Annotated in this window: 26 protein-coding genes; 15 read left to right on the forward strand and 11 right to left on the reverse strand. The window is 64.6% G+C overall.

The genetic code is table 11. The features are described 5' to 3' along the window. Window positions 1-17: 17 nt before the first annotated feature. Together AWB68_RS19625 and AWB68_RS19630 are read right to left on the reverse strand one after the other, a co-directional pair. Window positions 18-893 carry an ABC transporter ATP-binding protein gene (locus tag AWB68_RS19625; RefSeq protein ID WP_087646010.1) on the reverse strand — a complete coding sequence of 292 codons (876 nt, stop codon included), beginning with the start codon at window positions 891-893 and terminating at the stop codon, window positions 18-20. Next, entirely contained in the window at window positions 893-2020 is a 1128-nt protein-coding gene (locus AWB68_RS19630) for an MlaE family ABC transporter permease (protein WP_087646011.1), read from the reverse strand. Before AWB68_RS19630 ends, AWB68_RS19625 begins: the two co-directional genes overlap by 1 nt. 179 nt (window positions 2021-2199) lie before the next feature. On the opposite strand from AWB68_RS19630, the gene AWB68_RS19635 reads away from it, so the two are divergent. Genes AWB68_RS19635 through AWB68_RS19645 form a run of 3 tightly spaced genes read left to right on the forward strand, consistent with a single transcriptional unit; the run spans window position 2200 to window position 4170 of the window. Further along, window positions 2200-3114 (forward strand): biotin--[acetyl-CoA-carboxylase] ligase, encoded by a 915-nt coding sequence (locus AWB68_RS19635; protein ID WP_087646012.1) that lies wholly within the window; start codon window positions 2200-2202, stop codon window positions 3112-3114. After that, window positions 3111-3914, forward strand: a complete 804-nt coding sequence (locus AWB68_RS19640; RefSeq protein WP_087646013.1) for a type III pantothenate kinase — start codon at window positions 3111-3113, stop codon at window positions 3912-3914. The genes AWB68_RS19635 and AWB68_RS19640 overlap by 4 nt, the downstream gene beginning before the upstream one ends. A 13-nt stretch (window positions 3915-3927) precedes the next feature. Continuing rightward, the gene (locus tag AWB68_RS19645) at window positions 3928-4170 is read left to right on the forward strand and encodes a hypothetical protein (protein WP_087646014.1); all 243 of its coding nucleotides are present in this window, start codon (window positions 3928-3930) and stop codon (window positions 4168-4170) included. 12 nt (window positions 4171-4182) lie between these two features. Here the strand turns inward: AWB68_RS19645 and rfaE2 are convergent, their stop codons facing one another. From rfaE2 to AWB68_RS19660, 3 genes are all read right to left on the reverse strand, one after another. Then, entirely contained in the window at window positions 4183-4665 is a 483-nt protein-coding gene (gene rfaE2 / locus AWB68_RS19650; protein WP_087646015.1) for a D-glycero-beta-D-manno-heptose 1-phosphate adenylyltransferase, read from the reverse strand. Window positions 4666-4814: 149 nt separating this feature from the next. Beyond that, the gene (locus AWB68_RS19655) at window positions 4815-5690 is read right to left on the reverse strand and encodes a ferritin family protein (RefSeq protein ID WP_087646016.1); all 876 of its coding nucleotides are present in this window, start codon (window positions 5688-5690) and stop codon (window positions 4815-4817) included. Window positions 5691-6163: 473 nt separating this feature from the next. Next, window positions 6164-7147, reverse strand: coding sequence for a MerR family transcriptional regulator (locus tag AWB68_RS19660; protein WP_087646017.1), 984 nt, complete (start codon window positions 7145-7147; stop codon window positions 6164-6166). Between the two features lie 240 nt (window positions 7148-7387). Here AWB68_RS19660 and AWB68_RS19665 point away from each other — a divergent pair, with 240 nt between their 5' ends. From AWB68_RS19665 to AWB68_RS19675, 3 genes are read left to right on the forward strand one after another with little or no spacing between them, the layout of a single operon-like run. Continuing rightward, on the forward strand, window positions 7388-8689 hold the full coding sequence (locus AWB68_RS19665; protein ID WP_087646018.1) for an NAD(P)/FAD-dependent oxidoreductase: 1302 nt from the start codon (window positions 7388-7390) through the stop codon (window positions 8687-8689). Beyond that, on the forward strand, window positions 8686-9540 hold the full coding sequence (locus AWB68_RS19670) for a DUF1365 domain-containing protein (RefSeq protein WP_087646019.1): 855 nt from the start codon (window positions 8686-8688) through the stop codon (window positions 9538-9540). The genes AWB68_RS19665 and AWB68_RS19670 overlap by 4 nt, the downstream gene beginning before the upstream one ends. 6 nt (window positions 9541-9546) lie before the next feature. Further along, a complete protein-coding gene (locus tag AWB68_RS19675; RefSeq protein WP_327382898.1) occupies window positions 9547-10815 on the forward strand; it encodes an SAM-dependent methyltransferase in 1269 nt (422 codons plus the stop codon). A 6-nt stretch (window positions 10816-10821) separates the two neighbouring features. On the opposite strand, the gene AWB68_RS19680 is transcribed toward AWB68_RS19675, so the two are convergent. Next, window positions 10822-11025, reverse strand: a complete 204-nt coding sequence (locus AWB68_RS19680) for an anti-sigma factor family protein (protein WP_087646020.1) — start codon at window positions 11023-11025, stop codon at window positions 10822-10824. Then, window positions 11025-11609 (reverse strand): sigma-70 family RNA polymerase sigma factor, encoded by a 585-nt coding sequence (locus tag AWB68_RS19685; RefSeq protein WP_087646021.1) that lies wholly within the window; start codon window positions 11607-11609, stop codon window positions 11025-11027. Before AWB68_RS19685 ends, AWB68_RS19680 begins: the two co-directional genes overlap by 1 nt. Before the next feature lie 201 nt (window positions 11610-11810). On the opposite strand from AWB68_RS19685, the gene AWB68_RS19690 reads away from it, so the two are divergent. The 3 genes from AWB68_RS19690 (at window position 11811) to AWB68_RS19700 (ending at window position 13609) form a co-directional block, all read left to right on the forward strand. Next, a complete protein-coding gene (locus AWB68_RS19690; protein WP_087646022.1) occupies window positions 11811-12449 on the forward strand; it encodes a cytochrome b/b6 domain-containing protein in 639 nt (212 codons plus the stop codon). A 15-nt stretch (window positions 12450-12464) separates the two neighbouring features. Then, complete coding sequence (locus AWB68_RS19695; RefSeq protein WP_087646023.1) at window positions 12465-13259, forward strand: molybdopterin-dependent oxidoreductase; 795 nt, start codon at window positions 12465-12467, stop codon at window positions 13257-13259. 89 nt (window positions 13260-13348) lie between these two features. Then, a complete protein-coding gene (locus AWB68_RS19700) occupies window positions 13349-13609 on the forward strand; it encodes a pentapeptide MXKDX repeat protein (protein WP_087646024.1) in 261 nt (86 codons plus the stop codon). Between the two features lie 76 nt (window positions 13610-13685). On the opposite strand, the gene AWB68_RS19705 is transcribed toward AWB68_RS19700, so the two are convergent. From AWB68_RS19705 to AWB68_RS19720, 4 genes are all read right to left on the reverse strand, one after another. Continuing rightward, window positions 13686-14441, reverse strand: coding sequence for a PhaM family polyhydroxyalkanoate granule multifunctional regulatory protein (locus AWB68_RS19705; RefSeq protein ID WP_087646025.1), 756 nt, complete (start codon window positions 14439-14441; stop codon window positions 13686-13688). Window positions 14442-14527: 86 nt separating this feature from the next. Next, a complete protein-coding gene (locus AWB68_RS19710; protein WP_087646026.1) occupies window positions 14528-15355 on the reverse strand; it encodes an enoyl-CoA hydratase/isomerase family protein in 828 nt (275 codons plus the stop codon). 37 nt (window positions 15356-15392) lie between these two features. Then, on the reverse strand, window positions 15393-16511 hold the full coding sequence (locus tag AWB68_RS19715; protein ID WP_087646050.1) for an ABC transporter substrate-binding protein: 1119 nt from the start codon (window positions 16509-16511) through the stop codon (window positions 15393-15395). A gap of 161 nt (window positions 16512-16672) precedes the next feature. After that, window positions 16673-17659: a fumarylacetoacetate hydrolase family protein gene (locus AWB68_RS19720; RefSeq protein WP_087646027.1), complete on the reverse strand. Its 987-nt coding sequence runs from the start codon at window positions 17657-17659 to the stop codon at window positions 16673-16675. A gap of 106 nt (window positions 17660-17765) precedes the next feature. On the opposite strand from AWB68_RS19720, the gene AWB68_RS19725 reads away from it, so the two are divergent. The 6 genes from AWB68_RS19725 (at window position 17766) to metH (ending at window position 25216) form a co-directional block, all read left to right on the forward strand. Further along, the gene (locus AWB68_RS19725) at window positions 17766-18602 is read left to right on the forward strand and encodes an IclR family transcriptional regulator (RefSeq protein WP_087646028.1); all 837 of its coding nucleotides are present in this window, start codon (window positions 17766-17768) and stop codon (window positions 18600-18602) included. A 110-nt stretch (window positions 18603-18712) separates the two neighbouring features. After that, window positions 18713-19975: a DUF3108 domain-containing protein gene (locus tag AWB68_RS19730; RefSeq protein ID WP_087646029.1), complete on the forward strand. Its 1263-nt coding sequence runs from the start codon at window positions 18713-18715 to the stop codon at window positions 19973-19975. Between the two features lie 63 nt (window positions 19976-20038). Beyond that, entirely contained in the window at window positions 20039-20827 is a 789-nt protein-coding gene (locus tag AWB68_RS19735; RefSeq protein ID WP_087646030.1) for an alpha/beta fold hydrolase, read from the forward strand. Between the two features lie 117 nt (window positions 20828-20944). Beyond that, the gene (locus tag AWB68_RS19740; RefSeq protein ID WP_087646031.1) at window positions 20945-21202 is read left to right on the forward strand and encodes a BTH_I0359 family protein; all 258 of its coding nucleotides are present in this window, start codon (window positions 20945-20947) and stop codon (window positions 21200-21202) included. Window positions 21203-21387: 185 nt separating this feature from the next. Further along, a complete protein-coding gene (locus AWB68_RS19745) occupies window positions 21388-22473 on the forward strand; it encodes a homocysteine S-methyltransferase family protein (RefSeq protein WP_087646032.1) in 1086 nt (361 codons plus the stop codon). A 25-nt stretch (window positions 22474-22498) separates the two neighbouring features. Then, entirely contained in the window at window positions 22499-25216 is a 2718-nt protein-coding gene (gene metH, locus AWB68_RS19750) for a methionine synthase (RefSeq protein ID WP_200828741.1), read from the forward strand. Window positions 25217-25225 lie beyond the last annotated feature (9 nt).

Consider the following 25225-nt stretch of genomic DNA (forward strand, 5'->3'; position numbering starts at 1 on the left):
CGGTGCGCGGGAGCGCATCATCTCAGCCCGAGCGGCGCATCGTCCAGCGCGACGGCCGGCAATCGCGCGCGGCGCTCGGGTGGCAGCGCCAGCAACGCGCGGCGTCCGCGCCGGCCGAGAAAATATTCGCGGATGAACGGATGATCGACCGCCACCGCTTCTTCGACGGGCGCCGCGACCAGCACGCGCCGGTCGGCGAGCACCGCAACGCGCGTCGACAGCGCGACCATCGTATCGAGATCGTGCGTGACCATCACGACCGTCAGGCCCAGCGCGCGATGCAGCGTCGCGATCAGGTCGACGAATTCATCGGACGCCTTCGGGTCGAGCCCGGCAGTCGGTTCGTCGAGGAAGAGCAGTTCCGGCTCAAGTGCGATCGCCCGCGCGATGCCCACGCGCTTGATCATCCCGCCGGAAAGCGCCGCCGGCATCTTGGTCGCGTGCTTGCACGAGAGCCCGACCATCTCGAGCTTGAGCATCACGAACTCGCGGATCAGGTCCTCCGGAATCTTGCCGAGTTCGCGAAACGGCTGCGCGATGTTGTCATACACCGACAGCGACGAAAACAGCGCGCCCTGCTGGAACATCATCCCCGAGCGCGTGCGCAGCATGCGGGCGGTCTCGGTGTTCATGTTCGCCCACTCCTCGCCGAGCACGCGGATGCGCCCCGAACTCGGCGATTCGAGCCCGAGCATCTGCCGCACGAGCGTGGTCTTGCCCGAGCCTGACCCGCCGAGCAGCGCGACGATCTCGCCGCGCCGCACCTCCAGGTTCAGGTGCTCGTGGATCACGGTACGCCCGTAGCGCTTCGTCACGTCCTCGCACTGGATCACCGGCTCCGCGATGACGGGCGGCGGCTGGTGGCGCACGGCGGTGGCGAGTGACGTCGACATCAGAGCCCCACGTTCTGGAAGAGGATCGCGAACACGGCGTCCGCGAGAATCACGATTGTGATCGACGTCACCACCGAGGTGGTCGTCCCTTCGCCCAGGCTCTGCGAATTCGCCTTGATGCGAAAGCCGAAGTGGCACGCTGCGAGCGCAATCAGCATGCCGAACACAACACCCTTGCCGAGCCCGATCCACAGGTTCGCGATCCCGACCACGCCCGGCAGCGAGCGCACGAAGAACGAAAAGTCGATCGACAGCGCGAACTTCGCCGCGAGCGCGCCGCCCGTCAGCGCGATGATGTTGGTCCACATGACGAGGAGCGGCATCGCGATGCCAAGCGCGATCACGCGCGGCAGCACGAGGCGCAGGCCGTGCGGGATGCCCATCACCTGCATCGCGTCGAGTTCCTCGGTCACGCGCATCACGCCGATCTGCGCGGTGATTGCCGACCCGGAGCGCCCCGCGACGAGAATCGCCGACAGCACCGGCCCGAGTTCGCGAATCACCGACAGGCCCAGGATATTCACGATGTACTGGTTCGCGCCGAAAATGCGCAGTTGCTGCGCAGAGAGATAGCTCAGCACGATGCCGATCAGGAACGCGACGAGCGCCGTGATCGCGAGCGCCTGGGTGCCGGCGCTATAGACGTTCGCCGAGATTTCCGTCCACGGAATGCGCTGCGGGCGGCGCACGAGGCCGATCAGGTCGAGCACGAAGCCGCCGAACATCGTGAGGCCGCCGTACAGGTGCTCGAAGAAGGAAAACAGCAGAAGCCCGAAGCGCGTGATGGGACCGGTGTGGTCGATGGGTTCGGGTTCCTCGCGCTCGGCGTCGAGCAGCGCGACGCGCTCGAAAATCTCGCGCTGGGTATCCGAGAGCGCGACGACCTCCGGCATGCGCCGGCCCCAGATGCGCCACAGCGCCTGCCCGCCGACGTGATCGAGCCGTTCGATCGCAAGCAGGTCCCAGTTGCGGATCGATTCCCTGCCGATCGCTCGCAGCCGCCGCGTGACACCGCTCTTTGCGCGGTCGCGCGCGAGTGCGAGCGCCGTCCACTGGCCGGAGAGCCGGACCACCTTGCCCTGCTGACCGCCTTCCACTCGCAGGCGGGGCGGAGTATCGAAGTTCAAGGATTGGATCGCCTTGGGGAAAGGGAGAAGACATTGTAGCGAAGGTTGATGCGGGAAAAGGGCTTAACTCAGCCGAACCCGTCAGCCGAAGCCGTCAGCCGAAACCCGCCCCGCGACCGGCGCCGGACGGCCTTTTCGCGGCGTCCGCGCGCGGCTGCGGCGCGGCTACAATGCAAGACATGAACTCTTCAAACTCGCTCTTCCCGCTCGACGCCCCCTGGCGCATCGACTCCGATCGGCTCACGACGCTCGTCGCGCGGCAGGTGCGCGACTGGTCAATCGAGATCGTCGACGAAACCGGGTCCACCAATGCCGACCTGATGGCGCGCATGAAGGAACGCCCGCGCGACCGGTCGCCGGCGAGCGCGATCGCGCCGCTCGTGCGCGTCGCGTATTCGCAGACGGCGGGGCGCGGCCGGCGCGGGCGTCCGTGGGTTGCGCAGCCGGGCAACGCGCTGCTCTTTTCGATCGCGTGCGTGTTGCAGCGGCCGATCGAAGGGCTCGCCGGATTGAGTCTCGCCGTCGGCACCGGCGTGCTCGACGCCATGGACACGCTGCCGCTGTCGGCATCGGCAAGGCTAGCGCTGAAGTGGCCGAACGACGTGCTGATCGACGACGGCAAGCTTGCCGGCATCCTGATCGAGACGGCCTGGAACACGCCGCAAACGACGGCGGTCGTGATCGGCATCGGCATCAACCTGCACGGCGCGGCTGAACTCGCCGCGCAAGTCGAGGAAGCCAACCGGCAAAGCAGCGCGACAGCGACGACGCCGCCGGGCAACGCGCCAGCGTCGCTTTCGCGCGCCTGGCCGGGCGCCAATCTCACCGATACGCTCGCCGCCATGCTCAACGCGCTCGACGCGACCCTCACGCGCTTCTCCGCCGAGGGCTTCCGGCCGTTCCGCCAGCCGTGGCTTGCGGCGCACGCCTATGCGGGCTGCGAAGTCGTGCTGCTCGAACAAGGCGTGGAAGTGGCGCGCGGCGCGGCGGCCGGCGTCGACGACCAGGGCCAGTTGCAGATCGACACGCCGGCAGGCCTGCGCACGGTCGCGACCGGCGACGTCACGCTGAGGCTCGGGGAGCCGCGTCCGTGAGCGGCACGGCACGGCTTCTGGTCGACGCGGGCAACAGCCGGATCAAGTGGTCGATGATCGCGGAAGACGGGGCGGCGCTCGGCAGCGGCGCGTTCGAACACGCAGCGCAAGCACTCGCGCCCGACTGGCAGGGATTACCCCAGCCGCTCGACGCATGGATTTCGAATGTCGCGGGCGATGCGGCGGGCCAACGCATCGACGCGATCATCGACGCGCGCTGGCCCGGCCTGCCGCGCACGACCGTTCGCGCACAGGCGCGCCAGTGCGGCGTGACGAACTGCTACGCGGAACCGTCCGCGCTCGGCAGCGACCGCTGGTGCGGCCTGATCGGCGCCCACGCGGCGTTCCCCGGCGAAAACCTGCTGATCGCGACTTTCGGCACCGCGACGACGCTAGAAGCCCTGCGCGCGGACGGCACGTTCACCGGCGGCCTGATCGCGCCGGGCTGGTCGCTGATGATGCACTCGCTCGGCACGCACACCGCCCAGTTGCCGACGCTCGATGCCGCCGCCGCCCGCCGCGAGCTCGACAACGGGCTCGGTAGATCACGCAGCGTCTTCGCGAACGACACGCGCGGCGCCGTATCGGCGGGTTGCCTGCTCGCGCAGGCGGGCCTGATCGAACGGGCCTGGGAAGATTTACACGCCGACTGGCGGTCCGATGTGCGTCTCGTCCTCGGCGGCGGTGCGGCGAGCGAAATCGCCGGGGCGTTGAGCGTGCCGCATACTCGCCACGATTCACTCGTGCTGGCCGGACTCGCGCTGATCGCGCGCGATGCCGCCGAACGCAACCTTTCCTGACGGAGCCTCCGACATGCTGCGCTGGCTGATCCCCGTTCTCATCCTGGCTAACCTGCTCATGCTGGCCGTCGCGCATGGTGCGTTCGGTCCGCTGCCGGCGGCGGGCGCGCGCGAACCGCATCATCTGTTGCTGCAGGTGCGGCCTGAAATGCTGTCGACGCGGCCGCTGAGTCCCGAAGATGCCGCCGATCAGGCGATCGTCGGCGGGCCGGCGCCCGTCGCGCGCGTCCAGGCGTCGCCGCTCGGGAAGCAATAAGCGCCGACGTCGTCAGGACTGCGCGCGGACCTTCTTCAGGAGCGCAGTGGTCGAGCGGTCGTGCTCGAACGCGATCGCGAGCGCCTTGCCGCCCCAGCCGCGCACGAGCGCCGATTCGGCGAGCGTGTCCATGTCGTAATCGCCGCCCTTCACGAGCACGTCGGGGCGTAGCGCCTCGATCAATTGAAGCGGCGTCGGTTCCTCGAACTTCACGACCCAGTCGACGCTTTCCAGCGCGGCCAACAGCGCCATGCGGTCGTCCTCCCGGTTGATCGGACGGTCGTCGCCCTTGCCGAGCATGCGCACGGAAGCATCGCTATTCACGCCGACGATCAGCGTCGCGCCGAGCGCGCGGGCGTCGGCGAGATAGGTGACGTGGCCGCGATGCAGGATATCGAAGACACCGTTCGTGAACACGACCGGACCAGCCAGCGTGGGACGAAGGCCTGCGAGCGCGTCGCGGGTGATGATCTTGCGTTCGAAAATGGCTGGCATCGCTGCGTTCAGTGGATTGGGATGGACGGATTTTGCCACGCGTGAACCCGGGGCCCGGATGAGAATGCGGGCCCAGAAACACAACAGCCCGCCGGTCGGACCGGCGGGCTGTTGTGTTTGTTGCCTTCGCAAAAAGGCGGCGAGTACGCTCAGGCCGGCTGTTCGGCCGATCCGGGCGCTGCGGCTTGCAAGCGCAGCACCACTTCCTTGCGATAGCGGTTCAGTTCCTGCGCCGTCGCGAACGAGCGCTCGAACAGGATCGACAGGTTGTGCAGAATCCGCTCGACTACCTTCTTTTCCCAACTGTCGTCGAAGCGGATCTGGTCGTCGAGCCAGCGTTCGAGCCATTCCGGGTCCGGCAGGCGCGATTGAATCGTGTCGCGCGGGAACAGCGCCTGGTTGACGTGCAGGTTCGTGGGATGCAGCGGCTTTTCGGTGCGCCGCGCCGACGCCATCAACACGCCGATTTTCGCGAACGCCGCGCGCGCCGTGTCGCCGGCCTGCGCCATCGCCTTCTTCATGTAACGAAGATACGCGCCGCCGTGACGGGCTTCGTCGCGCGAAATGGTTTCGTAGATCGCCTTGATCACCGGCTCCGTGTGCCATTCGGCGGCACGGCGATACCAGTGGTTCAGGCGGATTTCGCCGCAGAAATGCAGCATCAGCGTTTCGAGCGGCGGCGCGGGATCGAATTCGAAGCGCACCGCGTGCAACTCCTCTTCCGACGGAACGAGCTCCGGCTTGAAGCGGCGCAGATACTCCATCAGCACCAGCGAATGCTTTTGTTCCTCGAAGAACCACACGCTCATGAACGCGGAGAAGTCGCTGTCATGGTGGTTGTCGCGCAGGAACATTTCGGTTGCGGGAAGTGCGGACCATTCGGTGATCGCGTTCATCTTGATGGTCTTCGCCTGCTCGTCGGTGAGCAGGGACGCATCGAACTTGTCCCAGGGAATGTCTTTCTCCATGTCCCAACGAACCGATTCCAGCGATTTATAAAGTTCCGGATAAAGCATGGTGTTCATAGTCCACCCCTGATCTGCCACTTAGTGCGACATTATGTCTGTAGTTACTTTCGGCCCGGCGCGCGAGGCTTGCGCACCGGACAACCAAGCTTTCAATTTTACGCGGGAAACAGGCCCACAGATGCGATAAAACGGCAATAAGCGCCCGCCGCATCGATCTGCGACGTTTTGCCCGTTGCTCGAACGCCGCACAATGTTCGGCGGCCTTGCGTTTTTCTACCTGGGTAAGGAGCGAAAACCCGTGCCTGGGATAGGAAGGAAACCGGCGTCTGGCCCGCGCGGATGGCGCCGATCACGCCGGTCGCGCTGAGTGCGCAGCATGCCTGCGCTACATGACAGTCTTGCGATGTGCGCCAATCCGTGTGCGCGATGCCGTGTTGCGTGCGCCCTTTTCGCGGACTGCCGGCACCCGCCGGACACCCGCCGCGGCGGCTCTGAAACCCGCCAGCGAACAAGCGCGAAACGCTTACCGATCATAGCACGGTGGCCCGCCGCCACGATGCAACCGTATCGTCGATCGGGGTAAGTCCCGGCACGCACGACACGCCGTCGGCCAGCTTGCGGCGCAGCACCGGGCTGCTGCCGCCAACCCAGATTTCGACCTCCGGCGGCAGCAGGCCGCGCAGTTCGGCAAGACCGTTCGTCACGGTCTGCGCGGGCATCGCCGGGGAAAACGACAGCGCCACGACGTCGACCTTGTGCGCGCTCACGGCATCGACGATGTCGTGCAGCGGCGTCTGCGGCCCGAGCCCGATGCATTCGCATTCCGCGAGCGAGAACATCGCTTCCGCCATCAGGATGCCGAGCCCGTGGCTCTCGCCCGTCAACGTGGTGAGCAAGAGGCGCGGCCGGCCGCCGCGACCGCGCAGCGCATCCGACAGCGGCCGCAGCAGGGTGCGCAGCGTCACCTGCATCGCCTCGCTGAACAGGTGCTCGTGATAGACCTGCAGCGTTCCGGCCGCCCATGCGTTGCCGACCCGCGCCGACAGCGGCGCCGCGACGTCGAGCACGAAGCGCTCGAGGCCGTCGCGGGTCGCGCGCTTGAGCAGCTCGAAGCGGAAATTGTCGTAGGCGCCCGTGCGCAGCAGCCCGACCAGGCGATCGAGTTCAGCGTCCGGCGCATCCTGCCCGACGCCCGATTCCTGCGCCAGTTGCTGCAACACCTCGATCGACTGCGCGAGCACCTTGCTCGGCCGATGCCCTGCATCGAGCAGGCGCTTCACGAGCCGCAGCTTCGTCACCTGTTCCTGCGGATAGAGACGTTCGCCGCCCGGTGAACGCATTGGCGTCGGGAACCCGTAGCGCCGCTCCCAGACCCTCAGCGTGTCCTTGGTCAGGCCGATTTCATGCGCAATCGCGCCGATGCCGATGCCCGCGAGCGGCACAAGTTCGTCGTCGTGACCGGCGCCGTTGGACGACGGCGCTCCAGTGACGGGAATTTCTGGTATGTTTGTCATGGACAAAATGCTAAATCTTCCAAGTTTCTAAAATCCTTCGCCACGCCTTAATCCTTATATTAAAAAGGTTTAAGCGTAGTCATGATTTACCCATCATAGACGAATTTTCAGATTTATCATGGACAAATGTTGGTCCGATGTCGAAGTGCATCCGGGTCGGCTCATGCTGCGTAATTCCGGAAGCCACGCAGCACGGAATGCGCCCGACCCTTCGCCGAGCGCTCGAGCCACGGAGATTTCATGAGAGTTGCTGTCATTGGGGCGGGGATTTCCGGGCTTGCGTGCGCGTGGCGGCTCGCGCAACACGGCGCCGCGATCGACGCGACGCTCTTTGAAGCCAACGGATACTTCGGGGGCCATGCGAACACGGTGGACATCTCGCTCGACGGCATGACGCACGCCGTCGACACCGGTTTTCTCGTGTTCAACCACCGCACGTACCCGCATCTCGTCGCGCTTTTCGAGGAACTGGGCGTTCCGACCACCGAAACCGACATGTCGTTCTCCGTCTCGCTCGCGGATCACGCGCTCGAATGGGCGGGCACCAGCCTGAACACGGTCTTCGCCCAGCGTCGCAACCTGCTGCGGCCCATGTTCCTGCGCATGCTCTTGGACATCCCGCGTTTCAACCGCGCCGCGACCGCCATGGCGCTCGGGCATTGCGACAGCACGTTGCCCTCGGAGCCTGTAGGTCGCTTTCTGGAGCGCGAGCGATTCTCCGCCGCCTTTCGCGACGGATACCTGCTTCCGATGATAGGCGCGATCTGGTCGTGCCCGGTCGCGCAGATGCTGGGCTTCCCGATCGGCACCCTCGCGCGCTTCTGCCATAACCACGGCTTGCTGCAAATCGCCGGTCGCCCGCGCTGGCGCACCGTGACAGGCGGCGCGCGCGAATACGTGGCGCGGATGCTTGGCGAAATTCCCGACGCGCGCGCCGGCGACGCCGTGCATTCGGTGCGTCGCGCGACGCGCCATGGCGAACCGTGCGTGCAGGTGCAAAGCGCGCGCGGCACGGAAATGTTCGACCACGTCGTGCTGGCGTGCCACAGCGACGAGACGCTGGCCCTGCTCGCCGATGCATCGCCCGCCGAACGCGCGACGCTCGGCGCGATCCGCTATCTGCCGAACCGGGCGGTGCTGCACACGGACGCCGCGTTGCTGCCGATGAAGCGTGCCTGGTCGGCGTGGAACTACGAGAGCCGGAACACGCAAGGCGACACGCAGGTCTGCGTCCATTACCTGATCAACCGCTTGCAGCCGCTGCCATTCCACACGCCGGTGATCGTCTCGCTGAATCCGGTTCGCGAGCCGCGCGCCGAGCGTGTGATTCGCGAGTTCGCTTACAGCCATCCGCTTTTCGATCAGGCGGCGATCCACGCGCAACGTGCGTTGCCGTCCTTGCAGGGCGAACGCAACACGTGGTTCGCCGGTGCGTGGACCGGCTACGGCTTTCATGAGGACGGCCTGAAGTCGGGGCTGTCGGCTGCGACGAGCCTCACCGAACGCGCAGCCGCATCCGAGCGCGCGGAACTCGTGACATGAACACGCACGACGACGTCGCCTTCGATGCGCCCGACGTGTTGCTTACGGGCAGCGTGCGGCATCGCAGGCTGCGGCCGGTGCGGCACGCGTTTTCGTATCGCGTGTACACGGTGCGCCTGCCGTTGCGCGCGCGGGCGGCGCGGCAGGCGCGTGGCGAAGCGGACGACTCGCGGCTCTTCGCGCATAACCGTTTCGGCCTTTTGAGCTTCCACGATCGCGATCATGGCGACCTTGGTGGCGGCGGTACGCAAACCGCGCTCGAATGGATCGACACGCTGCTGCATTCGAACGGCATCCACGATGCGTGCGGCGAAATCTATCTGCATACGTTTCCGCGCGTGCTCGGCTACGTCTTCAACCCGGTGAGTTTCTGGTTCTGCGAGCGCACCGACGGCGCGCTGCGCGCCGTGCTGTGCGAAGTGAACAATACCTTCGGCGAGCGGCATTGCTATCTGCTGGACACGGGCGGCGCGATCACGAACGGCATGCCGCTGACCGCCCGCAAGGTGTTCCATGTTTCGCCGTTCTGCAAGGTCGAGGGCAGTTACACGTTCCGCTTCCTGTTCGCGAAGGCGACGCGCGGCGAGCCGCTACGCTCGCTCGCGCGCATCGACTATCACGATGCACATGGGCCGCTCCTCGCGACGAGCATCGCGGGGACCGCGCGTGCGCTCGACGCATCGAACGTGCTGCGGGTTTTCTTCGGCTATCCGCTGATGACCCTCGGCGTGATCGCGAGGATCCACTGGCAGGCGCTCAGGCTGTGTCTAAAGCGCGTGACGTTGATCACGAAGTCCGGGCCGCCATGCGCCAAGATTTCCCAAGAGCGGCAAGAGCCGCCGGGAAGGTGACGCGACATGTCAGCCCAGCCCACTCCCGAATCGCAGTTCCGATGTCCGTTCGCGCGGCTTCGGCCGCTGCTGCGCGCACGCGATCCGTCACGCATGCCCGCAGCGGGACGCGTCGTGTTGAAGCTGCTCGACCAACTCCGCTATGGCACGCTCGACCTGCAACTGCCCGACGGCACCGCGCGCCGTTTTGGCCGCGGCATCGAAGGAGGCCCGCATGCGCGGCTGATCCTGTCGAACTGGAACGTGTGTTCGGCCGTGCTCAAAAGCGGCGACACCGGATTCGCCGAAACCTATCTCGCCGGCGACTGGGACTGCGACGATCTCGAAGCGCTTCTCGACATCATGGTCGGCAACCGTGCGTCGATCGAAGCGATGGTCTATGGCTCCTGGCCCGGCCGCGCATTGCAGCGCATGCGGCATCTGCGCCGCGCGAACACGAAGACCGGCAGCCGCCGCAACATCCACGCGCACTACGACCTAGGAAACGCGTTCTACGCGCTGTGGCTCGACGAAACGATGACCTACTCCAGCGCGCTTTTCGACGGCACGCCGGCACAGTCCCTCGCCGATGCTCAGCGCTCGAAGTATCGTCGGCTGCTCGGTGAATTGCGGATCGATGGCGGGAATGCGAACGTGCTCGAAATCGGCTGCGGCTGGGGCGGCTTCGCCGAACTCGCCGCGCGCGAGGCGAACGCGCGTGTGACGGCCGTCACGCTGTCGACGGAACAACGGGTGTACGGACAAGGGCGCATCGCGCAAGCCGGCTTGAGCATGAGAGCCGACGTGCGCCTGCAGGACTATCGCGACCTGCACGGCCAGTTCGACGCGATCGCATCGATCGAAATGTTCGAGGCGGTCGGCGAGCGCTACTGGCCCGCCTATTTCGACTGCCTCGCGCGCAACCTGAAGCGCGGCGGCCGCGCCTGCGTGCAGACCATCACCATCGACGACGCGCTTTTCGAGCGCTATCGAAAGAGCAGCGACTTCATCCAGCAAACCATCTTTCCGGGCGGCATGCTGCCTTCGCCGTCCGTCTTCGTGGAATACGCGCAACGGCACGGGCTGAAGGTCGTCAACCAGATGGCGTTTGGCAGCGACTATGCGCGCACGCTGAAATTGTGGCGCGGCGCGTTTCTCGCGCGCCTCGGCGCAGTGCGCGAACAGGGCTTCGATGAACGCTTCATCCGCTTATGGGATTTCTACCTGTGCTACTGCGAAGCGGCGTTCGTGCATTCGAACACCGACGTCATCCAGTTCACGCTGGAACACGCCTGATACGGATCATTCTCCGGACGCTTCGCCGTCGAGCGTGCGTTCCACCATCGACCGGCACGCTCGCCGCAGCACCTGCAAGTCACGCCGGTAATTGCGGCAGCCGCTGCATGTAATCAGGTGCAGGCGAATCCGGTTCCGTTCGTGCAGCGTGGTTCGCTGGTCCATGTCGTTCGACATCAATTGCGTCGCTTCCTTGCAGGTCAGCAGCATCAGGCACCTTTGTCATCGAACCAGCGGTTCTGCAGGCAGACCCGCAACGCCATCTTCGCGCGATGCAGGATCACGCCGCAATTCGTTTTGGTGATCGCCAGTTCCACGCACACGTCATCGACCGACACGTCGAGGAACTCGCGCATCATGAAGACGCGCGCGGTCGCGGGCGGCAGATGGGTCAGGCAGCCCTCGAACACGGTCCAGAACTGCGTCTGCGCAAGTGTCGCCTCGGGGTCGCCCCACGCCGACGGACGCTCGTCCTTCTTCCAGTGATCGTGCTCGTCGAAAAGCGCATCGAAAGCATCCGCCGGTATTTCGTCGTCGTATACACGGGTGGATGCGCTGCGTGCGCGCGAACGAAACGTATCGACTATCTTGTTCTTGAGGATCGCGAAAACCCACGTGCTGTATTGCGACTGGCCGCGAAATTCGCCGATGCGCGCCATCGACGCCAGCATGGCTTCCTGGACCGCGTCCTCCGCTTCGGTGCGATCGCGCAGTTGCAGCATGGCAAAGCGCAGCAGCATGTCGCGCAGCCGCACGAGATCGGGTCGAAACCCGCGGGAAGTCAATTCGCTCATCGATCAGCGGGGGGCTTTCAGTATGAAATGTGGCCGCGATGCGGCAAGCCTTCCGGACCACAAAATGTTTCGCTCCCGCCCGGCGGGAACGCAATCGCGTCGTGCAAAAATCTTTCGCCGCCGATGTAATGCGCCGGCCCGCCGTACGACTAATCACTCAAACCGGGCCGCAGCACGACGCACAGCTTAAAGGAAACCGAAATGACCGCGCAACACTCGCATGCAGCCATCCCTGGCGGATCGCCGGTCCGCGCCGCCGTCCTCCAGCCGGCGTGGCTGCGCATCTCGCACTGGCTCAACGCGTTGGCCGTGATCCTGATGATTCTTTCCGGCTGGCGCATCTATGACGCATCGCCGGTGTTCAAGGGCTTCGTGATTCCGCCCGGCATCACGCTCGGCGGCTGGCTGGGCGGCGCGCTGCAATGGCACTTCGCGGCGATGTGGCTGCTGTTCTTCAACGGCATCTTCTATCTCGCGATGAACCTCGCGACCGGGCGCTTCGCCCGCAAGCTGCTGCCCGTCTCGCCGCGCGCGATCATCCGCGACCTGATTGCCGCGCTCACCGGCCGGCTCGCTCACGACGACCTCAGCCGCTACAACGCCGTGCAGAAGTTCGCGTATCTGTTCGCTATCGTCGATCTGATCGTGCTCGTGTTGTCGGGGCTCGTGATCTGGAAGTCGGTGCAGTTTCCGCATCTGCGCGAACTGATGGGCGGCTATGACCGCGCGCGCATCGTGCATTTTGTCGCGATGGCGCTGATCGTTGCGTTCATCGTCGTGCACGTCGCGATGGTCGCGCTCGTGCCGCGCTCGCTGCTCACGATGATTCGCGGACGCTGAACGGAGAACACATCCATGAAATCCAACCAACCACGTAAAGACAAGCTGGCCGTACCCGCGACGATCGATCGGGAGTCGCTCCTCATCGATGCACGCCGCGAACTGAAAATGCCAGCGCGGCGCGCGTTCGGCAAGCAACTGATATCGCTTGGCGGCCTCGCGATGCTGACCGGCTGCGGCCTTTCCGACAACAAGTCCGTCGAGACCTTCCTCAGGCGCGTTTCGCGTCTGAACGACAGCGTGCAGGGCTGGCTCTTCGATCCGAACCAGCTCGCGCCCACTTACACGCGCGCCGAGATGACGCGGCCGTTTCCGTTCAACGCGTTCTACGGCATCGACGATGCGCCCGAAGTCGATGGCGCGAGTTTCCGCCTGAAGGTGAACGGGCTCGTCGCGGAAAAGCGTGCGTGGACGCTGCCCGAGTTGTACGCGCTGCCGCACGCGGAGCAGATCACGCGGCACATCTGCGTGGAAGGATGGAGCGCCATCGGCCGCTGGGGCGGCGTGACGTTCTCGGAATTCCTGAAGCGCGTCGGCGCGGATACGACGGCGAAATACGTCGGCTTCAAATGCGCCGACGACTACTACGAAAGCATCGACATGCCGACCGCGCTGCATCCGCAGACGCTGCTCGCCTTCACCTACGACGGCGCAACGCTGCCGGCGAAATACGGATTCCCGATGAAGCTGCGGATGCCGACCAAGCTCGGCTACAAGAATCCGAAGCATGTCATGGAGATTTTCGTCACCAACACGTTCCCTGGCGGCTATTGGGTCGACCAGGGATACAACTGGTTCGGAGGCTCATGACGCGGCGAAACGTGTTTCCTCGTTCGCCGCGACGGAACTTCGATTCACCCCGGCTCGGCCGGATAGCTTTAAAAACACTTGAGGTAGGTATGAAATTTCTGATCACCGCAGCGATGGCTGCCACGCTGGCACTGAACGGTTCGATGGCTTTCGCTCAGGCGAGCGGCGCGATGGCGAACGATTCGATGAGCAAGGACGCGATGTCCAAGGACACGATGAGCAAGGGCGCCATGTCGCAAGACGCCGTGTCGAAAGACTCGATGTCGAAAGACTCGATGAAGAAGCCGCACAAGACCAACAAGGACGCGATGGGCATGGCACACGGCGCATCGTCGTCGATGGCGCAATAGTGCCGTAGCGCTTCATGACAGGCTCGACGCATCGTCTTGCGTCGAGCCTTTTTTAACGCGGCCCGGTGCGATCAGTTCATTCGGGCTTCTTCTTCGGTGCGGCCTTTCTTGCCGGCGCCTTCTTCGCGGCGGCATCGGCCTCGGCATCGGCGGATTTTGCTGCCGGCTGCTCTGCGCCCGCAGGGCTTGCCGCAGGACCGCCGGGAGCCGGCGTCACGGCCTGCGTCGCCTGCGCCATCGCGATGCTCGCAAGCTGGTTGAACTGCGACTGCAGCACGTTCCACCAACCGGACGGATCAAAACTCGCATCGTTCGCACCGCTTTCGCTCGACTTCGCTTCGCTGCGCGCTTCAGGCGCCGGGGACGCTTCCTTCGGCGCTTCGCTCTTCGCGGACGCCGTGTTCATCGGCCAGCCCGCCGCCTTGGGCTTCTCGACCGCCGATTTCGATTTTTCGACCGACGCCTGGGCGTTCTCCACCGAGGTCTGCGCATAAGCGCCGAATGCGCGCAGCGTGGCAAGCGTCGCGCGTTGCACTTCGAGCGCCTGAATCGCGGATTGCAGCATGTTCAGGTTGAGCTTGAGCCATTGTTCGACGGCGCGCATGTCGGTGACGCGCTTGTCGAGTTCCTCGATATTGGTGAGCGGCGCGAGCATGTCGGACATCATCGAGAGCGACGGCCCCACGCCTTGCGTGCCGCCCGGCATCGCGGCCGCTGCGAACGGATTGAGGCGCATCAGTTCCCACATCTTTCCCATCATGTCCGACTGGGAAAAACCGGGGATGCCGGGAAAGCCTGGGAAGGGCGGCGTGCCGCCGGGGGTATCGGTCATGCGAATCTCCTTCGAAGTTGTGAATGCCAAATGTCAGGGGGCTTCAGGTGTTGTTTACACGGCACAAGCCAGGAACAAGCCAGGAATCAGAACGGCGAGCCTCCCGGAAAATCCGGCGGACGACGCTCCCGCAACGAACGCATGCCCTCCTGCACGTCAGGTCCGGCAAAACCCATGAATTCCAGCGCAAGCGAAGCATCGAACGTCGGTCCCGCCGAGCGCAGCCAGTTGTTCAGCGCGTATTTGGTCCAGCGAATCGCCGTTTGCGAGCCCGCAGCCAGCCGATTCGCTACTTCGATCGCCTTCGGCATCAGTTCACTGTCGTCGACCGCCAGCGACACCAGTCCGATGCGCTCGGCCTCCTCGCCGCTCACCGGCTCGCACAGCAGCAGGTAATACTTCGCCTTCGCCATGCCGCACAGGAGCGGCCAGACGATCGCCGCGTGATCTCCCGCCGCGACGCCGAGCCGCGTGTGCCCGTCGATGATGCGCGCCGTCTTCGACGCGATCGAGATATCGGCGAGCAGCCCCGCGACGAGTCCCGCGCCGACCGCCGGCCCATGCATCGCGGACACGATCGGCTTGCTGCAATTGATCACGTTATAGACGAGATCGCGCGCCTCGCGCCAGACGCGCGTGCGCACATCGAAGTCGGAAGCCATTGCTTCGACGAGATCGAGGTCCCCGCCCGCCGAAAAGCCCTTGCCTTCGCCACGGATCAGCGCGACGCGCGTGTCCGGGTCGCGGTCGATATCGCGCCAGATGTCCGCGAGTTCGCGATGCATGTTCGCGTCGGCGGTGGAGAGTCCGCTCTTGTTCGTGCCCGCGCCGCTCATCACGACTTCGAGCACGCCGTGCGGATGCCGCTGCAGTTTCAGCGAGGTGTAATTCGCGTAGAAAGAGAGATCGCTCATGGCGGTTCCTTCGGGTAAGGGACTTCGATGAAGCCCGTCAGTGCGGCTGATAAATCCACTTGCCATCGCGGATTTCCACCATCACGCGCGCACGCTGGTCGAGGCCGATGTGGTCGTTGGGCGTCATGTTGACGAGGCCATTGGTATCGGCGAAATTCTTCGTGCCCTCGAGCGCGTCGCGCAGCGCACGGCGAAACTCCGGCGTGCCGGGTGCGCCCGCTTTCATCGCGAGCGGCATGGCCCGGTTCAGCAACATGCCCGCGTCCCACGCGTACGAGCCGAACGCCGACACCGAACCCGGACCGCGCTGCGCCTCGTACAGTTTGATGTACGCAAGCGCAAGACGTTTCGCGGGATGATCGTCGGGAAGCTGCGCAGCGACGAGCACCGGGCTCGTCGGCAGGAAGGTGCCGTTGCAATCGGCGCCGCACACGCGCAGGAAATCGCGATTCCCGGTGCCGTGGTTATGATAGATCTTGCCCTTGTAGCCGCGCATCACGAGCGTCTTCGGCGGCAGTGCGGCGGGCGTGCCGGCCGCGCCGACGACCACCGCATCCGGCTTCGCCGCGAGAATCTTGAGGATCTGCCCAGTCACGCTCGGATCGGTGCGATTGAAGCGCTCATTCGCGACCATCGTGATCTTGTGCAATTGCGCGAATTTCGCGACTTCGACATAGAACGTTTCGCCGAGCGCATCCGCCTGGCCGATGTAGGCCATCGTCTTCACGCCGTGATCGCTCGCGTGCTCGGCGATGGCGGACGCCATCATCGCATCGGTTTGCGGTGTCTTGAACACCCAGTGGCGCTTGGCATCGACCGGCTCGATGATCTTCGCCGACGACGCCAGCGAGATCATCGGCGTTTCGCCTTCGGCCACCACATCGATCATCGCGAGCGAATTCGGCGTGATCGACGAACCGATGATCGCATCGACGTGGTCCTCCGAGATCAGCTTCTTCGTGGTCTGCACGGCTTGCGTGGTGTCTGAGGCGTCGTCGAGGACGATGTAGTCGACCGGCCGACCGCCCATTTCCTTCGGCAGCAGCGCGACCGTATCCCGCGCGGGAATGCCGAGCGACGCGGCCGGCCCCGTGAGCGACAGGACCAGACCGATCTTCACAGGCGGCGTTTGCGCGAAAGCCGCCGCCGACGTCATGATCGATACACCGATTGCCCACCGCTTCAGCCCTGCTCGCCAACGCTGCATCCGAGTCTCCTTTTTCTAGTTTCTTGTTGTTTGTGCGCACCGCCGGGCAAGTGTAAGGCGGCGCAATGGCGGGCGCATCGGGCGAAACCCGTTGCGCCGCGCGGTGGCGCTCACTCGTGCAACGCCACCACCGCCTGATCGATCGCGCCGAAAATCGACTTGCCGGCTGCGTCGAACATTTCGATTTTCACGCTGTCGCCGAACTTCATGAACTCCGTCTGCGGCGCGCCGTGCTCGATGGTTTCAAGGCATCGCTTCTCGGCGATACAGCAATATCCGCGCTTGGCGTCCTTGTTCGAGATCGTCCCCGAGCCGACGATCGATCCCGCGCGCAGGTTACGCGTCTTCGCCGCGTGCGCGATCAACTGGCCGAAGTGGAACACCATGTCGATGCCGCAATCCGGCTGCCCGACTTTCTTGCCGTTCCAGTGCACGGTCATGGGTCGATGCACGCGGCCTTCGCGCCATGCGTCGCCGAGTTCATCGGGCGTGACCGCGACCGGCGAAAACGCCGTCGCCGGCTTGCTCTGGAAGAAGCCGAAGCCCTTCGCCAGTTCGGCCGGAATCAGGTTGCGCAACGAGACGTCGTTGACGAGCATCAGCAAACGCACGCTTTTCAGCGCTTCATCGGGCTTCGCGGTCATCGGCACATCGGTCGTGAGCGCGGCGATCTCCGCTTCGAAGTCGATGCCGAACGCTTCGGACGCGCACACGATGTCGTCCGCCGGGCCGATGAAGTCATCGCTGCCGCCCTGGTACATCAACGGGTCGGTCCAGAATTCGGGTGGCATCTCGGCGCCGCGCGCGCGGCGCACGAGTTCGACGTGATTCACATACGCCGAGCCGTCGGCCCACTGGAACGCGCGCGGCAGCGGCGCCATGCAGGACTTCGAGTCGAACGGGAACGCGTGGCGCGCGCGGCCCTGGTTCAGCGAATCGTAAAGATCGAGCAGTTGCGGCGCGTAGAAGGTCCAGTCGTCGAGCGCGCGTTGCAGCGTTCCGACAATCGCATCCGCGATCGCCGCCGTGCGCAGGTCGCGCGAAACGACGACCAGTTGGCCGTCGCGCGTGCCGTCCTTCAGCGTGGCAAGTTTCATAAAGCGTCTTATCGTTGGGTGACGTTAAAGGAAATCTATTTTACGATGGTGAATCCGGCGCGGGATATCTGCCGCTCGCTCTTACCTACTTTAATGTCCTCGATTGATGTCCTCGAAATTTCCGCCCTCCTCCGATGAAGCCGAAGACACAAGCGACGCCGCTGACTCCGACGCCACCGAAGAAAAGTTGCGCTCCGGCATTCAGTCGATCGAGGTCGGCTTTCGCCTGCTCGACGTGTTGACCCACGAACCGCGCGCGATGATGCTGCGCGATCTCGCGCAGCGCGCGGGCATGAGCCCGGCGAAGGCGCATCGTTATCTGGTGAGCTTTCAGCGGCTCGGGCTCGCGTCGCAGGACCCGGTTTCGGGCCGCTACGAACTCGGCGGCTTTGCGTTGCAGATGGGGCTCGCGCGTCTCGCGCGCGTCGATGGCGTGAAGCTCGCGCGAATCGCGCTCTCCGAATTGCGCGACAGGCTGGACCAGACGGTCGGCATCGCCGTGTGGGGCAACCAGGGGCCGACCGTCGTGCACTGGATGGAATCGAGCTATCCGGCGAAGGCCTCGCTGAAACTTGGCGACGTGATGCCGCTGCTGTCGTCGGCGACAGGGCTGCTGTTCGCCGCGTATCTGCCGCGCAGCAAGACGAAGGCGATGCTCGATCGGGAACTCGCGGCCACGCGGCAATCGCTGGCGGACATCGAACCTGTGCTCGAAGACGTCCGCCGACACGGCGCGGCGCGCGTGGAAGGCATGTTGCTGCCGACGATCCACGCATTCTGCACGCCCGTCTTCGATTCGATGGGCGATCTCGCGCTCGGGCTGATCGCGCTGGGTCACGAAGGCGCGTTCGATACGCGCTGGGGCGGCGAAATCGATACCGCACTGCGCACCTGTGCCGCGGACCTTTCGTATCAACTGGGGTATGCGGATCACGAGCGCTGAAGCGAAAGCGCAGTGAATGCGCGGAACATCGCTTTCGCCGCGCGTGTCATATGCGATTGCCCCGCGTTTGCCCGCGCTTGCCCCTTTCCACGCTTTTCAAGGCAGTTTCGATGTCGTTCTTCCCCTTTCGCCCCCGCGCCACCGATGGCGCCCCAGCCAACACCGCCGATTCCAGACCGCCGCGCCGCTGGGCTCGCTGGGCGCTGGTGCTGCTTGCGGTCGTCGCCCTGCACTGGAGCGCGGCGCGGTGGATCGGGGGCCATGGGAACGTAGCGAATGCGCCGCCCGTCGAGCATGTGCCTGTGCAGGTCGCGCTGTTGACGGCGAAGCCCGTCGAGCCTGCCGCGCCGCCGCCTCCGAAACCTGCTGTTCCGCCGGCGCCGGCTCCTCGCGCGCCAGTAGCGCCGCGCGCGTCGATTGCGCCAGTCGCGCCCCAGCCGAAGCCCGCACCGGTGATGAGCGTCGCGCGCGATGAACCGGATGCGCAAGCCATCGCAGCCGCGGACGCTGCAAGTGCCGCGGCTGCGTCGCAGGCGGCGGCTGCATCCGCTGCGTCGGCGGCTGCGGCGGCGAGCGCGAACGCCGCCGCCCAGGCCGCGGCCGCCCCTGCTGCCCCCGGCGACAAGTTCGACGTCCCGCCAACGGGCGACCTGCGCTACGACACGCTCGTGAACGGTATGATGAACCAGACGGGCACGATCCACTGGACCAACGACGGCCAGCACTACGCGATGGTCGTATCGATTCCGATACCGTTCATCGGACCGTTCGTGTATTCGAGCGAAGGCCACATCGACCGCTTCGGCATCGCGCCCGAACAGTATTCGCAGCAACGCGGCCGCCGCGCCGCCGACGTCACCATCTTCAATCGCGAAACGAAGCAGCTCGTCTATACGCGCACGCCCGCAAACCAGCCGCTCGCCGATGGCGGACAGGATCGCTTCAGCGTCTTCATGCAGCTCGCGAGCCTCGTGCGCGGCTCGCCCGACACGTACAAGCCGGGCGTCACGCGTCAGTTCAGCGTCGCCGATAACGACAGCAACGAGATCTGGCAGTTCGAGACCGTCGGCGATGAAACCGTGCAGGCGCGCGGCGGCTCGTTCAGCGCGCGGCACTTCACGCGCCTGCCGCGTCGCGAGGGCGACCGCCGGCGTATCGACGTGTGGCTTGCGCCGTCGCTCGGCTGGCTGCCCGCGCGCATCCTGCAGACCGAGCCGAATGGCATGCAGATCGAACTGCTCTGGCGCGGCAAGCTTCAACCGCCAGGCGCGGCGAATAGCACACCGCCCGATGGCGTCGAAACCACCGGTCCGGGCACGCCAGATGCGTCTGACGATTCCGCGCCCGACGCCATGCAACCCGTCAAGCCCTGATGCCTGTCGCGATTTGCTGACGAAGGGCGCTCTATCCGCAACCGCATTGACTACGGAGCCGACATGCAGGTGACGATCAACGGTATCGACACGCGTTATGTGCTGAGCAACGAGGGCGGCGGCCCCTGGCTGACGTTTATCCACCAACTCGCGGGCGATCTGTCGGTGTGGGACCAACAGGCCGGCTACTTCCGCGACAAATACACCGTGCTGCGCTACGACCTGCGCGGCCACGGCGAGACGGCGCTGTCACCCGAAGCGTTCAGCATCGAACAGCTCTCCGACGACCTCGCCGAATTGCTGCACAAGCTGGGGGCGCCGAGCACGCATGTGGTCGGGCTGTCGATCGGCGGAATGGTCGCGCAGCAGTTCGCGGCGGATCATGCGGCACTCGTCGATACGTTGACGGTGGTCGGCGCGCCCGCCTTCACGCCCGAGGAAGCGCGTCCGACATTCGCGCAACGCGCAGCATCCGTGCGCGAAAACGGGACTGCGAGTATCGTGGAGGGAACGCTCGAACGATGGCTTACAGCGGACTTCCGCCGCAGGCATCCCGAAGTCGTCGAGCCGGTCAGCGAGACGATAATGCGTACTCCATCGGAAGGTTTCGCGCGTGCGGCCGAGGCCGTATGCAACTTCGATGTACGCAATAAACTCGCTTTGGTGGCGAAGCCCACACTCGTCGTGGCCGGAAAACATGACACGGGCACGCCATATGCTGCATCGAAGCTGATCGCCGACGCCGTGCCGGGTGCGCGTTTTGAAACACTCGACGCGGCGCATCTGTCCCCGATCGAATCTTCGACGCAATTTACCGCCCTGCTTGAAACATTTTTGCGGAGTTCTGTCTAAAAGAAAGCCTCGATGGGCTTCTGGCAACACGTCGAGGCCACCCCTTGAATTCCAACCCAAGCGCTCCATCTACGGTGCAGGAATTGCCAGGAGCAATCAGGAATAAGGAGTGTCGCCATGCAAATGATCTACAACAGCCCTAACTATTGTGTTGTCGAATTCCCGCCGCAGGACAACCACCTTGCCATGAAGGCCGGTGGCTACGAGATCGTCGACAAGAACATGCAGCGTGAAATCTTCATCGATGGCGCGCTTGCGGCCAAGTTTCGCGAGCATGTTCAAAAGCTGATCGCGGAGGAACAGTCGCTCGAAGATGTCGATGAATTTCTGGGCCAGTTCGATATTCTGATGAACCAGCCGGTGATTCTTCACTGAATCGTTCACCGGCGCCGGCTTCGCGCCGCACTGATGCTGTACAGGTGACACCCCGTGAACCCCGTCGCACGCGACGGGGTTTTTGTTTTTGTGCGCTCCCCGATGGCTGCCGCGCCGGCAACGGCACCGCGCCCGTCCGGCTACAATGGCAGACCGTCTTCCTACTGGTGCAAACCTTGCCTGCGATGAACCAGACCGCCACTCCGACCGCACCGGCCGACGCCGCCGGCCGCCCATCCCGCCGTGCATACACGCGCGGCGCGGCGTTGCCCGCACTGTTGCAGCAGCGCATCCTGATTCTCGACGGCGCGATGGGCACGATGATCCAGCGCTACAAGCTCGACGAAGCGGCGTATCGCGGCGAGCGGTTCAAGGACTACGGACGCGACATCAAGGGCAACAACGAGTTGCTGTCGATCACGCAGCCGCACGTGATCCGCGAGATCCACGATCAGTACCTCGCCGCCGGCGCGGACATCGTCGAGACGAACACGTTCGGCGCAACGCGCGTGGCGCAAGCCGATTACGGCATGGAAGAGCTTGCGGCCGAGATGAACCGCGAGTCGGTGAAGCTCGCCCGCGAGGCCTGCGACAAATACTCGACGCCGGACAAGCCGCGCTTCGTCGCGGGCGCGATCGGGCCGACGCCGAAAACCGCGAGCATTTCACCCGACGTGAACGACCCGGGCGCGCGCAACGTGACCTTCGACGAACTGCGCAGCACGTACTACGAGCAGGCGAAGGCGCTGCTCGAGGCGGGCTGCGACCTGTTTCTCGTCGAGACGATTTTCGACACGCTGAACGCGAAGGCTGCGCTTTTCGCGCTGGATGAACTATTCGAGGATACCGGCGAACTGCTGCCGGTCATGATCTCCGGAACGGTGACGGATGCTTCGGGGCGGATTCTGTCGGGACAGACGGTCGAGGCGTTCTGGAATTCGCTGCGCCACGCGCGGCCGCTGACGTTCGGTCTCAATTGCGCGCTGGGCGCCGCGCTGATGCGACCGTATATCGCCGAATTGTCGAAGCTCTGCGATACGTACGTGTCGTGCTATCCGAACGCGGGCCTGCCGAATCCGATGAGCGACACGGGCTTCGATGAAACGCCTGATGTGACTTCGGGATTGCTGAAGGAATTTGCGCAAGCGGGGTTGGTGAACCTCGCGGGCGGGTGCTGCGGGACGACGCCGGAGCATATTGCGGAGATAGCGAAGGCACTCGCCGATGTAAAGCCGCGCAAATGGCCCTCGCACTATCGCGATGCAGCCTGATCAAGACAACCACACACTGCACACCATGACCGATCACACGATGCGCCTCTCCGGCCTCGAACCGTTCAACGTCACCGAAGGCTCTCTCTTCATCAACGTCGGTGAGCGCACCAACGTGACCGGATCGAAGGCCTTCGCGCGCATGATCCTCAACGGCCAGTTCGACGAAGCGCTCGCCGTCGCGCGCCAGCAGGTCGAGAACGGCGCGCAGGTCATCGACATCAACATGGACGAAGCGATGCTCGATTCGAAAGCGGCAATGGTCCGCTTCCTGAATCTGATCGCATCGGAACCGGACATCGCGCGCGTGCCGATCATGATCGACTCGTCGAAGTTCGAGGTGATCGAGGCCGGCCTCAAGTGCGTGCAGGGCAAGGCGATCGTGAACTCGATCTCGCTGAAGGAAGGCGAAGCACCGTTCCGCCACCACGCGATGCTGATTCGCCGCTACGGCGCGGCAGCCGTGGTGATGGCCTTCGACGAACAAGGCCAGGCCGACACCTTCGAGCGCAAGACGCAAATCTGCAAGCGCTCGTACGAGTTCCTCGTGAACGAAGTGGGTTTCCCGCCCGAAGACATCATCTTCGACCCGAACATCTTCGCGATCGCGACGGGCATCGAAGAGCACAACAACTACGCCGTCGACTTCATCAACGCGACGCGCTGGATCAAGCAAAACCTGCCGCACGCGAAGGTGAGCGGCGGGGTGTCGAACGTGTCGTTCTCGTTTCGCGGCAACGACACGGTGCGCGAGGCGATCCACACCGTGTTCCTGTATCACGCGATCCAGGCCGGCATGGACATGGGCATCGTCAATGCCGGACAACTCGGCGTCTATCAGGACCTCGATCCCGAACTGCGCGAACTCGCCGAAGACGTCGTGCTGAACCGCCGCGCCGACGGCACCGACCGTCTGCTCGAAGCCGCCGACCGCTTCAAGACCGGCGCCGCGAAAAAGGAAGAGAACCTCGAATGGCGCAACCAGCCGGTCGAGGCGCGCCTCTCGCACGCGCTCGTGCACGGCATCACGAACTTCATCGTCGAGGATACGGAGGAAGTGCGCGCGAAGATCGAGCAGGCGGGCGGGCGTCCGATCAACGTGATCGAAGGCCCGCTGATGGACGGCATGAACATCGTCGGCGACCTGTTCGGCGCGGGCAAGATGTTCCTGCCGCAAGTGGTCAAGTCGGCGCGCGTGATGAAGCAGGCCGTCGCGCACCTGATCCCGTACATCGAAGAAGAAAAGAAGCGCATGGCCGATGCCGGCGCGGACGTGCGCCCGAAGGGCAAGATCGTGATCGCGACCGTCAAGGGCGACGTGCACGACATCGGCAAGAACATCGTGTCGGTCGTGCTCCAGTGCAACAACTTCGAAGTGGTCAACATGGGCGTGATGGTGCCGTGCGCCACCATCCTGCAGAAGGCGAAGGAGGAAGGCGCGGACATCATCGGCCTGTCAGGGCTGATTACGCCGAGCCTCGAGGAAATGGCCTACGTCGCGTCCGAGATGCAGCGCGACGACTATTTCCGCGGCAGGCAGACGCCGCTCCTGATCGGCGGCGCGACGACTTCGCGCGTACACACGGCCGTGAAGATCGCGCCGCATTACGAAGGTCCGGTGGTCTATGTGCCGGATGCGTCGCGCTCGGTATCGGTGGCGTCGAGCCTGCTGTCGGATGAAGGCGCGGCGAAGTATCTCGACGACCTCAAGATCGACTACGACCGCATCCGCACGCAGCACGCGAACAAGAAGGCGCTGCCGATGGTCACTTATGCCGAGGCGCGCGCCAACAAGACCAGGGTCGACTGGGCGAACTACACGCCGAAGAAGCCGACGTTCATCGGCCGGCGCATATTCAAGAACTACGACCTCGCGGAACTGGCGAACTACATCGACTGGGCTCCGTTCTTCCAGACCTGGGACCTGGCCGGCCCGTATCCGGCGATCCTGAACGACGAGATCGTCGGCGAATCGGCGCGGCGCGTGTTCTCCGACGGCAAGTCGATGCTCTCGCGCATCATCCAGGGCCGGTGGCTCACGGCGAACGGCGTCGTCATGCTGCTGCCCGCGAACACCGTGAACGACGACGACATCGAGATCTACACCGACGAAACCCGCACCCAAGTCGCGCTGACGTGGCGCAACCTGCGCCAGCAGAGCGTGCGGCCAGTCGTCGACGGCGTGATGCGGCCAAACCGGTCGCTTGCCGATTTCATCGCGCCAAAGGATTCGGGCGTGGCCGACTACATCGGACTCTTCGCGGTGACGGCGGGCCTTGGCGTCGACAAGAAGGAGCAGCAGTTCGAAGCCGATCACGACGACTACAGCGCGATCATGCTGAAGGCGCTCGCCGACCGCTTCGCCGAGGCCTTCGCTGAAGCGCTCCATGCACGCGTGCGCCGCGAGTTGTGGGGCTACGCGTCCGCCGAAACGCTCGACAACGCCGCGCTGATCGCGGAGCAATATCGCGGCATCCGTCCGGCGCCGGGTTATCCCGCGTGCCCGGATCACCTCGTGAAGAAGGACATGTTCGACGTGCTGCAGGCCGGCGAAATCGGCATGAGCGTGACGGAATCGCTCGCCATGTTGCCGGCCGCGAGCGTGTCGGGCTTCTATCTGGCGCATCCGGACAGCACGTACTTCTCGGTCGGCAAGATCGGCGACGACCAGGTGGAGAGTTTCGCGCAACGCATGTCGCTGTCAAAGAAGGACGCAGAGCGCGCGCTGGCACCGTTGCTCTGACCAACATAC

It is taken from the genome of Caballeronia choica, assembly GCF_001544535.1.
GTDB lineage: Bacteria > Pseudomonadota > Gammaproteobacteria > Burkholderiales > Burkholderiaceae > Caballeronia > Caballeronia choica.

What these genes read in the sequence shown, in the direction of transcription:
- AWB68_RS19625 (WP_087646010.1), bottom strand. Translation starts at nt 893, where the DNA reads ATGTCGACGTCACTCGCCACCGCCGTGCGCCACCAGCCGCCGCCCGTC.
- AWB68_RS19635 (WP_087646012.1), top strand. Translation starts at nt 2,200, where the DNA reads ATGAACTCTTCAAACTCGCTCTTCCCGCTCGACGCCCCCTGGCGCATC.
- AWB68_RS19645 (WP_087646014.1), top strand. Translation starts at nt 3,928, where the DNA reads ATGCTGCGCTGGCTGATCCCCGTTCTCATCCTGGCTAACCTGCTCATG.
- rfaE2 (WP_087646015.1), bottom strand. Translation starts at nt 4,665, where the DNA reads ATGCCAGCCATTTTCGAACGCAAGATCATCACCCGCGACGCGCTCGCA.
- AWB68_RS19655 (WP_087646016.1), bottom strand. Translation starts at nt 5,690, where the DNA reads ATGAACACCATGCTTTATCCGGAACTTTATAAATCGCTGGAATCGGTT.
- AWB68_RS19660 (WP_087646017.1), bottom strand. Translation starts at nt 7,147, where the DNA reads ATGACAAACATACCAGAAATTCCCGTCACTGGAGCGCCGTCGTCCAAC.
- AWB68_RS19665 (WP_087646018.1), top strand. Translation starts at nt 7,388, where the DNA reads ATGAGAGTTGCTGTCATTGGGGCGGGGATTTCCGGGCTTGCGTGCGCG.
- AWB68_RS19670 (WP_087646019.1), top strand. Translation starts at nt 8,686, where the DNA reads ATGAACACGCACGACGACGTCGCCTTCGATGCGCCCGACGTGTTGCTT.
- AWB68_RS19675 (WP_327382898.1), top strand. Translation starts at nt 9,547, where the DNA reads ATGTCAGCCCAGCCCACTCCCGAATCGCAGTTCCGATGTCCGTTCGCG.
- AWB68_RS19680 (WP_087646020.1), bottom strand. Translation starts at nt 11,025, where the DNA reads ATGCTGCTGACCTGCAAGGAAGCGACGCAATTGATGTCGAACGACATG.
- AWB68_RS19685 (WP_087646021.1), bottom strand. Translation starts at nt 11,609, where the DNA reads ATGAGCGAATTGACTTCCCGCGGGTTTCGACCCGATCTCGTGCGGCTG.
- AWB68_RS19690 (WP_087646022.1), top strand. Translation starts at nt 11,811, where the DNA reads ATGACCGCGCAACACTCGCATGCAGCCATCCCTGGCGGATCGCCGGTC.
- AWB68_RS19695 (WP_087646023.1), top strand. Translation starts at nt 12,465, where the DNA reads ATGAAATCCAACCAACCACGTAAAGACAAGCTGGCCGTACCCGCGACG.
- AWB68_RS19700 (WP_087646024.1), top strand. Translation starts at nt 13,349, where the DNA reads ATGAAATTTCTGATCACCGCAGCGATGGCTGCCACGCTGGCACTGAAC.
- AWB68_RS19705 (WP_087646025.1), bottom strand. Translation starts at nt 14,441, where the DNA reads ATGACCGATACCCCCGGCGGCACGCCGCCCTTCCCAGGCTTTCCCGGC.
- AWB68_RS19710 (WP_087646026.1), bottom strand. Translation starts at nt 15,355, where the DNA reads ATGAGCGATCTCTCTTTCTACGCGAATTACACCTCGCTGAAACTGCAG.
- AWB68_RS19715 (WP_087646050.1), bottom strand. Translation starts at nt 16,511, where the DNA reads ATGACGTCGGCGGCGGCTTTCGCGCAAACGCCGCCTGTGAAGATCGGT.
- AWB68_RS19720 (WP_087646027.1), bottom strand. Translation starts at nt 17,659, where the DNA reads ATGAAACTTGCCACGCTGAAGGACGGCACGCGCGACGGCCAACTGGTC.
- AWB68_RS19725 (WP_087646028.1), top strand. Translation starts at nt 17,766, where the DNA reads ATGTCCTCGAAATTTCCGCCCTCCTCCGATGAAGCCGAAGACACAAGC.
- AWB68_RS19730 (WP_087646029.1), top strand. Translation starts at nt 18,713, where the DNA reads ATGTCGTTCTTCCCCTTTCGCCCCCGCGCCACCGATGGCGCCCCAGCC.
- AWB68_RS19735 (WP_087646030.1), top strand. Translation starts at nt 20,039, where the DNA reads ATGCAGGTGACGATCAACGGTATCGACACGCGTTATGTGCTGAGCAAC.
- AWB68_RS19740 (WP_087646031.1), top strand. Translation starts at nt 20,945, where the DNA reads ATGCAAATGATCTACAACAGCCCTAACTATTGTGTTGTCGAATTCCCG.
- AWB68_RS19745 (WP_087646032.1), top strand. Translation starts at nt 21,388, where the DNA reads ATGAACCAGACCGCCACTCCGACCGCACCGGCCGACGCCGCCGGCCGC.
- metH (WP_200828741.1), top strand. Translation starts at nt 22,499, where the DNA reads ATGACCGATCACACGATGCGCCTCTCCGGCCTCGAACCGTTCAACGTC.